General features: G+C 64.3%; 8 protein-coding genes. 4 read left to right on the top strand and 4 right to left on the bottom strand.

The genetic code is table 11. From position 1 onward, the window contains the following. Positions 1-128 precede the first annotated feature (128 nt). The 4 genes from B6V74_RS02410 (at position 129) to B6V74_RS02425 (ending at position 4,401) form a co-directional block, all read left to right on the top strand. Positions 129-1,103 (top strand): UDP-glucuronic acid decarboxylase family protein, encoded by a 975-nt coding sequence (locus B6V74_RS02410; RefSeq protein ID WP_240497060.1) that lies wholly within the window; start codon positions 129-131, stop codon positions 1,101-1,103. Then, the gene (locus B6V74_RS02415; RefSeq protein WP_088721862.1) at positions 1,100-2,914 is read left to right on the top strand and encodes a glycosyltransferase; all 1,815 of its coding nucleotides are present in this window, start codon (positions 1,100-1,102) and stop codon (positions 2,912-2,914) included. Before B6V74_RS02410 ends, B6V74_RS02415 begins: the two co-directional genes overlap by 4 nt. A gap of 32 nt (positions 2,915-2,946) precedes the next feature. Continuing rightward, positions 2,947-3,858 (top strand): glycosyl hydrolase, encoded by a 912-nt coding sequence (locus B6V74_RS02420; protein WP_233243027.1) that lies wholly within the window; start codon positions 2,947-2,949, stop codon positions 3,856-3,858. A gap of 267 nt (positions 3,859-4,125) precedes the next feature. Continuing rightward, on the top strand, positions 4,126-4,401 hold the full coding sequence (locus tag B6V74_RS02425) for a hypothetical protein (RefSeq protein WP_141104886.1): 276 nt from the start codon (positions 4,126-4,128) through the stop codon (positions 4,399-4,401). Between the two features lie 54 nt (positions 4,402-4,455). Here B6V74_RS02425 and B6V74_RS02430 read toward each other — a convergent pair whose 3' ends face one another. The 4 genes from B6V74_RS02430 to B6V74_RS02445 are packed head-to-tail and all read right to left on the bottom strand — an operon-like array spanning position 4,456 to position 11,255. Further along, the gene (locus B6V74_RS02430; protein ID WP_088721863.1) at positions 4,456-5,262 is read right to left on the bottom strand and encodes an efflux RND transporter periplasmic adaptor subunit; all 807 of its coding nucleotides are present in this window, start codon (positions 5,260-5,262) and stop codon (positions 4,456-4,458) included. A gap of 12 nt (positions 5,263-5,274) precedes the next feature. After that, a complete protein-coding gene (locus B6V74_RS02435) occupies positions 5,275-7,269 on the bottom strand; it encodes a preprotein translocase subunit SecA (protein ID WP_088721864.1) in 1,995 nt (664 codons plus the stop codon). Continuing rightward, a complete protein-coding gene (locus B6V74_RS02440) occupies positions 7,262-9,412 on the bottom strand; it encodes a biotin/lipoyl-binding protein (RefSeq protein WP_088721865.1) in 2,151 nt (716 codons plus the stop codon). The genes B6V74_RS02435 and B6V74_RS02440 overlap by 8 nt, the downstream gene beginning before the upstream one ends. A 1-nt stretch (position 9,413) precedes the next feature. Further along, positions 9,414-11,255, bottom strand: coding sequence for an HlyD family efflux transporter periplasmic adaptor subunit (locus B6V74_RS02445; RefSeq protein ID WP_088721866.1), 1,842 nt, complete (start codon positions 11,253-11,255; stop codon positions 9,414-9,416). Positions 11,256-11,411: the final 156 nt, after the last annotated feature.

Genomic DNA, 11,411 nt, shown 5'->3' on the forward strand with positions numbered 1-11,411 from the left:
GATATCAAACCGGACTGGGCAGTCGCTGCCGTTCTTCTGTGGGGGGGAACATGACGCATCTGCCACGTTTCGAGACGCAAGATATCTCTTGGGCAAGGCCGCGCCGACATCGGGGGCAGTTGCGTTGTCTGGTTGCCGGAGGGGCCGGGTTTCTGGGATCGCACCTGTGCGACCGGCTGATCGAGGCCGGTCACGACGTTATCTGCATCGACAACCTCCAGACCGGGCGGCGACAGAATATCGCCCACCTGTCGGAGCATCGCGATTTCACTTTCTTCTGGCATGACGTCATCGCACCGCTGCGGATCGAGGGCGAGATCGACCGGATCTACAACCTCGCCTGCGCGGCCTCGCCGCCGAAATACCAGCTCGATCCGCTGCACACGTTCCAGACCTGCATCGCCGGGTCGCTGAACCTTCTGACCTTGGCCGAGGAGAAGGGCGCGCGCATTCTTCAGGCTTCGACCTCCGAGGTCTATGGCGATCCTGACATCTCGCCCCAGCACGAAGACTATCGCGGACGCGTGAACACCACCGGCCCCCGCGCCTGCTACGACGAGGGCAAGCGCGCGGCAGAAACACTGTTCCACGACCTTCAGGCCAGCCGCGGCATCGACACCCGCATCGCGCGGATATTCAATACCTACGGGCCCCGGATGGACCCCGAGGACGGCCGCGTGATCTCGAATTTCGTCACGCGGGCGATCCGTGGCGCGCCGCTCCAACTCTATGGCGGCGGCACGCAGACTCGCTCGCTTTGCTATGTCGACGATCTGATCAGCGGGCTGGTCGCGCTGATGGAAAGCGAGACGGTCGGCCACGATCCGGTAAATCTGGGCAATCCGGGCGAATATACCGTCGCCGAGCTTGCCCATATCGTGCGCGACATGTGCGATAGCCGGGCGCCGCTCGTGGTTTCGGACCTGCCGCTCGACGATCCGATGCAGCGCTGCCCCGACATCACCCGCGCCGAGACCCGCCTGGGCTGGCATCCCGAGATCGCATTGCGCGACGGCCTAGTGCCGACCATCGCCTATTTCCGGGCCGAAATGACGGGCGCGGCATCCGAAGCCGCCCCCCCGATCGCGACGGCCGCGGAATGATCCAGCGCCCCGACATACGGGCCGCAATCGCGGCGGGGCATCTGGCACCGATCCTCTCCCCGAGACAGGCGCTGCGCTACCGGGTGCTGTTCGCGCTGTGGATGCTCGCCACGGTCTATTTCTGGAGCTGGTGGCTCACACCGTCGCATATCCTTGCGACGGTGCCTTATCTGATCCTCACCGGGGTGCTGATCTGGCTTCTGGCGATGCAGGTCTATTTCTTCGTGATCTTCCTGCAGGCGCTACGACCGGTCTCCCCCCTGCCGGAGCCGGGTCGCTGGCGCGTCGCGATGATCACCACGAAAACCCCGTCTGAGCCCTTCTCGGTTGTCCGCCGCACGCTGGAGGCGATGCTCGCACAGGATTATCCGCATGACACGTGGCTGGCCGACGAGGCGCCCTCGCCCGAAACGCTCGCATGGTGCAAGATCCACGGGGTGAAGGTGTCCAGCCGCCAGGGCATCGAGGCGTACCATCGCAAGGAATGGCCGCGACGGACGCGCTGCAAAGAGGGCAACCTCGCCTATTTCTACGACCATTGGGGCTATCGCGATTATGATATCGTGAGCCAGCTCGACGCGGATCACGTCCCGCAACCGGGCTACCTACGCGAGATGCTGCGCCCCTTCGCCGATGATGCGGTGGGGTATGTCAGCGCGCCCTCCATCTGTGCTGCCAATGCCAAGGAAAGCTGGGCCGCGCGCACGAGGCTCTATTTCGAAGCGGCGTTCCACGGCGTGTTTCAGGCGGGCTATACCGGGGTTCTGGCGCCGATGTGCATCGGCTCTCACTACGCGGTGCGCACCTCTGCGCTGAAGGAAGCTGGCGGGCTCGGCCCCGAACTGGCCGAAGATCACTCGACGACGCTCCTGATGAACGCGGCTGGCTGGCGAGGCGTTCACGCGATCGATGCGATTGCGATCGGCGACGGTCCGGCCACGGTGACCGACCTGATCACCCAGGAATTCCAGTGGTCGCGCTCGCTGTTGAGCCTCCTTCTGCGCTACATGCCGGACTATGTCGGCAAGATGCCGTGGCGGCTGAAGTTCCTCTTCGTGCTCTGCCAGAGCTGGTATGTCTTCTTCGCGCTTTCGATGTCGACGATGTATATCGCCCCGATCATCGCGATCAGCTTCGACATGCGTTTTGCCGACGTGACCTATCCCGCCTTCGTCGGACATGTGCTGCCCGCCGGCATCGTGACGCTGATTTTCGCCTTCATGCTGCGGCGCGATCAGTTCTTCCGTCCGCGCGATGCCAAGATCATCGCGTGGGAGAAAGCGCTCTTCGTGATGATGCAATGGCCTTGGGTGCTATGGGGCTGCATCATGGCCATCTATGACAGGCTATCGGGAAAATTCGTCGATTTTCGGATCACACCGAAGGGCGAAGCGGCCTCGACGATGCTGCCCGAGCGGATCATCGCCGTCTATGGCGGGCTGGCCCTGGGGGCCTTGCTGCCGGTTCTTTTGGTGGACAACGTCATCGAGGCGCGCGGGTTTTACCTCCTCTCCATGTTCAACGCCGCGTTCTATTTCGTCTTGCTGAGCGTGATCTTCGGCGCTCGCGCGCGCCGCGTTCAGATCGATTGGCGCGGCTGGCCCCGCGACATGGCGGTTCAGATGGGCACGCTGAGCGTCATCGTCTCGCTGAGTTTCGGAGCCCTTTGGCTCCGCGGCGGCGAAAGCGTCTACGCGCTCATGATCGGGCTGACATCGGTTCAGCTCGCAAAGGTCGAATACATCGTCTCGGGGGCCGGCATGGGCGCTCCGGGACAAGCGAAGTTCCTCGTCAAACCGAGCTGGAAGTGACGGAGCTTCGCACCCAAAAGGAGGAGACTGAAATGGCTTATGATCTGATGACCCGTCGCGAGGTGATGGCCGGTGCCGCGGCGTTGGGACTGACCGTATCGGCGCGACCGGCATTCGCTGCGGATGTCAGTGTGCCGCCCGGCTCCTTGCCGTTCGGGGTCTATGATCCCGATGGTGATTTTGCGGATGTGTCGGGCGTGGTGATCGAACACCTGTTCCTGCCCTGGGAGGACGTTTTCCTTCCGTCGCTGAATGATGCCGATAGCTATGCGCTCGAACGCAACCGCGCACTTCTGGTGACACTGGAGCCCTGGACATGGTCGCGCTCGGAGCGCAACACCGCGCAATATCTGCGCCGCGGGATCGAGCGGGGCGAATACGACGCCAACATGATCGCGGTGGCCGATGTGCTGGCGACGCTGCAAAGCCCGGTCACCCTGCGCTTCGCCCATGAGATGGACGACAAGTCCGGCCAGTTCATCTGGTCGGATTGGAACCCCGACGACTACATCGCAGCTTATCGCCGGATGACCGACGTCGCCCGCGACCGGGCGCCGAAGATCAACCTGATGTGGTCGCCGCTGGGCGACGAGAACATGGGCGACTATTACCCGGGCGACGACTACGCCGATATCGTCGGGCTCACGGTCTTCGGACTGCAGGCCTGGGATCAGGCCAAGTTCGGGCGCGATCAGACCTTCGACGACATCTTCGCGCCCCGCTACGCTCGGGCGGCGACCTATGGCAAACCGGTCGCGGTGGCCGAGCTCGGCTATGTCGGAAACCAGTCCTATGTTTCGATGTGGCGCGACCGCGTCCGTCAGGAATTGTCGGATTATCCGAGCCTCGTCGGCGTCAGCTACTTCAACCAGCGCGAGGTCTATCCGTGGCCGGAAGGGTTCGGCGCCCCGGATTGGCGAATCAAAAATCAGGTTTTGACGTAACCCACCACGGATAGTGGCGAGTTTTCGCCTATCACACCACCTCTAGACAAGACCTTGATGCCGCGCGGGAAATCCTCCCGCGCGGCACTTTTGCGATTTGCCATGATCTTGCCTGCTTCCCGCCACGTCACCTACCAACTTGACCCATAGGCTGGGATCGACCAATCCTTCTGCATGAGGACGCAATCGGCCCTCTTCCGCGCAGACGGGAAGGGCCAGACCGCAACACGAGCAGACAGGATTACAGTTCCGATGACGTTTTTATCCGTGAAAGCGGCCCGCCTTGTCGTGGCCGGCCTGATCTTTGCTGCCCCGCTGAGCAGCGCCCATGCGCAACAAGCCGGCATGCTGGATCTCAAACCGATCCGCGTCGCCGCCAAGAGCACGGCCGGGCATGGCAGCGCCAAGTTCGACTGGCTCGCCGGGCGCACCAGCAAATCGCAAGCGACCCCGCGCGTCGTTCAGACCCGGTTCATCGGCAAGGGCAAGTGGATTTGCTCGCCCGCGGGTTTCGGCAAGAAAGCAAACTGCTTCCAGCGCTGAGCGCCGCGCACATGCATGGGATGACGGCCCTGTCCTAACCGGGCCGCCTCGCGCTCATTCGGCGGGGAACCCCACGGTGCAATCGATCCCGGCGGGCAGTTTGCCCTCGGGATTGGGCAGCGCGAGACGCACCCCGAACGTGTCCGAGGCCGCATCGAAAACCTTGTCGACGACGCTCACCGTCGCGTCGTATTCGCCGCCCACGGGCGCGGCAGGATAGACCTTCAACACCTGATCCTTCTTGACCCGGTCATACATCGCGGTCGGCAGGAAGACCTCGACATGCAGCGGGTCGATCTGCGCGAGCTGCGCGATCGGCGCTTGCGAATAGACATATTCGCCCGGCCCCATCATCCGAGTGATCACCAGCCCGTCGATCGGTGAGCGGATTTCGCGCCGCGCCAGTTGCGCCTCCACTCGCTGCAGATCGAGCTTCGCCAGATGCTGGTCCATCTGGGCCGAGCGCAGCTCCAGTTGCGCGACCTCCGCATTGGTCTGCGCCTCCTGCACCTGCGCATCTGCCATCACGTTACGCTTGCCCATCTCGGTCGCGCGGTCGGCGGCCTTTTGCAGCAGCGCCACCTTGGAGCGCGCGATGTCGATCGGCCCCTCATCCTGCGCGCGTTCCTTCGCATAGGTCAGCTGCGCCTCTTCCGCCTTCGATTCCAGCTTCGCGATCGGGTCGCCCTTCTTCACCGTATCCCCGCGCGAGACGAAAACCTGATCGATCACCCCGTCCACCGCCGAGCCGATCTCGAGCACTTGCCCCGGGTCGATCAGGCAATCGAAGCGCTCCTGATCCTGCGCGAGCGCCGCACCGGGACCGAGGGCCAAAAGAAGGGTGATGGAAGTAAGCCGCATGGGTGGTCCCTTTCAGTTGCCCCTGCCGCTGAAGGCGAGCAGGTCTTCGAGATTGTCGTCGGCGCGCAGAAGCGCTTTGCGCACGCCCGAATGGCGCGCTTCGGTCGCGCGTTGCGCAAGCCGGGTCACGGGCGCGCCGATCAGCCACGGCACACGTCCCTTCCCGCCCGAAAAAGTGCGGATCAGGCTGGAGAGCCGTGTGCCGTAGAAGACCCGCAGCAAATCGTCCTCGAGCGAGACGAAAGTGATGAAACTGCCCGGATCGCCTTGCCGTCCGCAGCGCCCGAAAAGCTGACGATCGATGCGGCGCGCGTCATGGCGGCCCGTCGCGATGACATGCAGCCCGCCAAGGGCGCTCATCTGCTGATCGATGCGGATATCGGTGCCGCGCCCGGCCATGTTGGTCGCGACCGTGATCCGCCCATGCCCGCCCGCTTCGGCGATGATATGGGCCTCGTGCTCGGTCTCGCGGGCGTTGAGCACGCGATGCGTCAGCCCCTCTTCGGTCAGGAGCGCGCTGATCTCTTCAGAGGCGGCGATGGATTGCGTGCCGATCAGGATCGGGCGGCCCGTCATGTGAACGCGTTTGGCCTCGGCCAGCACGGCGCGCCATTTCTGATCGGCAGTCGCGTAGTGCCGCTCGCCCAAGTTCTTACGGCGTGAGCGGCGGTTCGTCGGTATGCGTTTCGTGCGTAGCCGGTAGACTGCGCGCAGCTCGCCGGAGACCTCGGCCGCGGTGCCCGTCATGCCTGCCAGCGTCAGATAGCGGCGGAAGAAACGCTGATAGGAGATGCGGATCAGCGTCTCTTGCCGCCCCGTGATCTCGCACCCTTCCTTCACCTCGATCATCTGGTGTAGCCCGCGCTCCCACGAGCGGTCGGACATCACCCGGCCGGTATATTCGTCGACGATCTGAACGCCCGCCTCATCGACGATGTAATGCTTGTCGCGGTGATAAAGATGCAGCGCCGAGAGCGCCTGCCGCGCCAGTTCCTCACGGTGAATCTCGGTCGCCCAGACGCCCCCGAAATGCGCGCTGAGCTGGCGCAGCCGCGCCTTGCCCAGATCGGTCAGTTCGACCTTCCATTCCTTCTCGCGCAACGTGAAATCGCGCGGCCGGGTCAGTTTGCGGCCGATCTCGACGGCGCGCTGATAGGTCTGCTCCAGCCCAGAATGATCGCCCGCCCGGGTGATGATCAGCGGCGTGCGCGCCTCGTCGACCAGCACGCTGTCCGCCTCGTCCACGATCGCGTAGCATAGCCCGCGCATCAGCAACCGCTGCCGTTTCGGATCGGTCTTCGACAGCCCCTCCAGCGCCATATGCAGCGCGCGGGTCTCGCCTTCGAGCACCAGCCGGTCCTTGAGGTAATCGAAGGCCAACTGCTTGTTCGTGCAGTAACAAATATCGCAGGCATAGGCCGCCTGACGTTTCTCGGGGCTGAGCCCTTCGATGATAACGCCGACGCTGAGACCCAAAGCCCGATAGAGCGGCCCCATCCATTCCGCATCGCGCGCGGCAAGGAAATCGTTCACCGTCACGATATGCACGGGGACGCCCGACAGCGCCATGATCGCGGCGGGCAGCGTCGCGGTCAGCGTCTTGCCCTCGCCGGTATCCATCTCGGCGATCCGGCCCCGCAGCATCGCGCGCCCGCCCAGAAGCTGCACGTCGAAGGGGCGCATCTGAAGCGAACGTTCGGACTGGATGCGCACCAGCGCGAAGGCACGGGCCACCAAATCGGCGCGCAACCCCTTCACCCGCAGCTTCTGCGCGACCTCGACACGGGCCGCGTTGAAGGCATGCGCCTCCAGCTTCGCAAGCGCCTTCTCCTCTTTCGCGACGCGCCGCAGGAAACCCGCGCCCGCCGCCGATTTGACCGAGAAGAATTGCGAGACCCGCCCCACCGCGCTCGCCATCACCCGGTCGAGCGTGCCGAGGCGTTCATCCTCGCGCTCGGGGTAGAAGGCGGTCAGCAGGCCGGGGCGCTGGACGAGTATCTCAGACATCGTAGAGCCTCAGGAACAGCTGGCGCAGCGCTCGGTAGGCCTGAAACCCGATCGGCAGAGTGCCGTGAGAGAAACGCACCTCGACGCGACGGCCCAGCAGCGGCAGCGCGGCGTCGGGGGCCATCTCCAGCTCGAACTCGAAGACCCGTTGCAGCGTGCGCAGCCCCTTGTTGTCGCCCGGATCGACGGGAACGGTGCCGCCGCCCTGCAGTCCCAGCGCGGGGGTCGGCAGGTCGCGGATCCCGCCGGGCACTTCGCGCACGATGGTCGCGGGATAGCTCTGGCCGCCATATTCGACCGGCATCACATCGACGCGGCCGGTCGCATTGCGCACCAGATCGACATCGTCCTGACCGACCACGACGCGCAACGCCGCCGTGTCTTCCTCGGTCAGAACGTAGGAGATCACCTGCCCGCGCTTGGCGAACCTTCCCTGCAGATCCTCGCCATTGGGCACCACGGCCAGACCTGCGCGCGGTGCGCGGATCGACAATTCGTCCAGCTGCTGGGCCAGCCGGTTGCGGTCTTCGCGGGTCGCGGAAATCTCCGCCGCGATCATCTCGGCCTCGACCCTGTCGGTGCGCACCGCCGCCTGACGCTGCAGCTCCAGCCCCGCAAGTTGCGAGTCCAGCACCTCGAGCCGCGCGCGCAGCAGCGGATCGTCGAGCTTGATCATCACCTCGCCCGGCTTGACCGCGTCATAGGTCGCGACCGGTACCTCCGTCACGAAGCCGCTGGTTCCCACACGCACCTGCGCCTGCTCGGAAGGCCATGTCACCCCGCTCACCACGGATCTATACGGTGCTGGCAGCACGAAAAGGATCACGAAAAGCGCGGCGATGAGCCCGCTCGTCACAAGGATCGCACGCGGCCTGTTGGAGCGGAGTTTCGGACTGGAAGACAGAAAGGACATGGATTTGCCTATGGGCACGAGGATCTGCGTCGTGATCGCCCAAGCTGCCAGCAGCACCCCGATGAAGAAGAAGCGGCCGGCGATATAGGTGATGATCGCGAACATGATGAAGAGGCGATAGATGAAGGCGGCGATCCCGTAGAACAGGAACCAGCGTTTCTCGGCGGGCAGCGAGGTGACGGGGTCCGCCTCTTTCATCCCGAACAGGTATTTCTGCGCGAGATAGGCATAGTAGCGGTTCGCGCGCTGGCCAAAATTGGGGATCTCCAGCCAATCGGCGAAGACGTAATAGCCATCGAAGCGCAAGAGCGGGTTGCCGTTGAACAGAAGCGTAGAGACGCCCCCGATCAGCATCACGTTATAGGCGACCGCATGGGCCGCGCCGGTCTCGGCATTAAGCCAGACGAAGAGCGCGATCGAGGCGAGGAACAGCTCCACCATGATCCCGATCCCTCCGACCAGCATCCGTTGATACTTGTCACGCAGTGCCGAGGCGGCGGAGGCGTCGACATAGGGCACAGGCACCAGAACCAGCAGCATGATCCCGATTTCATGGACCTCGCCGCCGTTCTTCTTAACCGCATATCCGTGACCCAATTCGTGAAACGCCTTCACCACCGGATAGACCAGCCACAGCACGAAGAGGTTCTTCGGCGTCAGCACCCGGTCCGCGATGTTGTCGGTGATCGCGCCGAAATTGATCGCGGCGAAGATGAAACCCGCGAGCACCACCAGCACCCAGATCACCGCAAAGGTGCGGGTAAAGAAGGGGCGCACGAAGGGCATGGTGCGGGAGAGAAACGCGTCCGGGTCCCAGATCGGGATGCGGACGGCGAGCGGCGACCAGATCTTCTGCTTGATCTGCATCGACTGGTGGCGCTGGTAGCGGCGGAACAGCTCGCGCCCGTCGGGCGGCACGTCACAGATCAGCGCATCGGCGGCGTGCAACTGCCCCATCAGCCGGATCGCCTCGTCCTGCGTGGGGGCCTTCTCGCCAAGCTGCTCGTTGGTGGTGTTCCACAGTTCGTCCATCGTGCGTTTGCCGTTCATCAGCCCGACCAGCCGCCACGCGGCTGGCGAGATACGATGGAAGCGCCCCGTCGCGATGTCCTGGATCACGAACCAGACGCGGCCGCGATAGTCATGCCGATGAACCGCGACATGCCTGCGCAGGCGCGGTTTGAGATCCTTCACCCGATACCAGGACGGAGAGAAGAGCGAGGTGGCCATGTCACGGCCACCAGGACCAGAGCGTCATGCGCACCCAGAGAACGATCCGCCGGGTCCAGATCCAGACCAGGCGGTGTTCCTCGACCTCGATCTTTGCTACCCCTTCCATACCGGGGCGCAGCGCGTTGATGGGCCCGTCGGTAACGGAGGCCTCGACGAGGAACTTGTTCGCCCCGGCTTCGGCATTGGAGATCGGCGTGACCCGGTCGACCTTCACTTCGATCGGGGTGTCGGGCAGCGAGGCGAGCACCAGCGCCCCGCTCTCGCCCGCCTTTACATCCTTCACGTCGCGCTCGTCCACGCGCAGCATCACGCGGTAGTCGTTGAGCGGGGCGACCTGAAACAGCACGTCGCCGCGCCCGATCGGGGCTCCCAACGCCTGCGTCAGATCGCCCGAGACCACGACCCCGTCGAAGGGCGCCTTGATCACCATCCGTCCGATTTCCTGATCGAGCAGTTCGATCTGCGCATCCGCTTGTTCGATCTGGCTTTGCAGGATCAGTGCCTTGGCGCGCTCGCGCTTGGCCATGGCTTGCGAATATTCGCGGCTCTGTTTGGATTTCTGGCTTTCCCATTTCAGCCGCTCGAGCCGCAGGTCGCGATCGTCGAGCTTGGCCATCACCTCGCCCGCCTTCACGATATCGCCCGCGCGCGCATCGGCCTCGGCCAGATAGCCTTCGATGGGTGCCGAGATCGCGCGCTGGATACGGCCCTCGACCGTCGCATCGGCGGTCACGCGATACATACCCTTGGCGAACCACGCGAAAGCCAGCAAAGCGACCAACGCAATCGCGGCCAGCTTCAGGGCCGCGTGATTGGGGCCGAACAGCGCCTTGAACGTATTGACGCTGGCATCCCATGTCTTCGCGGGCAGCCAACGATCCTCGCGGCGCTTGATCGCCAGAACCGGGCCCAGCAACACCCCCGCATATTCCGCCATCTGGATCGTGTCGCGCCCGAACGGCTCGCCCGCCGGACGTTCCAGCACCAGAGCGCCGACCAGCTTCTTGTCCTCGGTCAGCGGCACCGTGCAGAGCGTCGCCCCGCCTTCGATCTCCGACAGTGTCGCATGGGCGCGCAGCACCCGTTCGCCCCCGTCCTCGGGTGGCGGATAGCTCAGCACCGCCTGCTGATCGATCGCCTCGTCCATCGCGGCTTCGATGGCGCGCACGAGGTTGGACCGCTTGCCGAAGCTCGCCGAGTTCGACAGCGCCCGCACGCGCGCATGACGCCCGCGCGTCAGGCCGATCGCAACCAGTTCGCAATTCAGCACACCCGCAAGTTCCGAGGCCACCGCGGTCGCGGCTTCGGTGAAACGGTCGTAATGCAGGCTGGTGGCGAGCAGTTCGATCACCGAGGCGAGGCTGTCGCCCGAGCCGCCCTGCTTCCGGCGCAAGAAGGCCTCGAGCCAGCCCGTGCCCCATTGCAGCTGATCAATTGCCAGGTCAGTGCGCGCGTCCGGGTTCGCGCCGATCTGGATTGCCGCCGCGCCGCGCAGATGGCCCTCCATCCGGATCGGCACCGCGATGGCCGCGCCGCCTTCGCTCAGCGTTTCGATCACCATCCGCTCGGCATGGATCGCGCCGTCCACGGCGGCCATCAATTCGCGTTTCGGTTTTGCATTCTCGGGCCAGACCCCGGCAGGCTCAAAGCGGCTCCGCCCGATCCCCGCAAGCACCACCAGCCCCTGCTCCAGACCCGTAACCTGCCGCGCCATCGCGTCGAGCCAAGCCTGCGACACATGCGACCGGTCGGTCCCCGCTTTCAGTCTGCCGAGGGTTTCGGAATCCAGAAATACCGAGCCCGTCGCCTCGCCAGAGGTTGTCCCCGCGTGTTGCTGCAAAATGGCTCCCTCAAGGGTGCTCCCCAGCGCCCTTTGTCCGTCCCTGTCCCTGACAAGGGCCGACCGAACGGCAAAATCGCCCCTTACGTTAAGTAAAGGATTAGTTCGCGATTCAAGCAAGAAAAAACGTGGCAGTTGAACGCACTGGGCGCCGCG

The organism is Thioclava sp. F42-5 (assembly GCF_002213195.1).
In the GTDB taxonomy this organism is placed as follows: Bacteria; Pseudomonadota; Alphaproteobacteria; order Rhodobacterales; family Rhodobacteraceae; genus Thioclava; species Thioclava nitratireducens.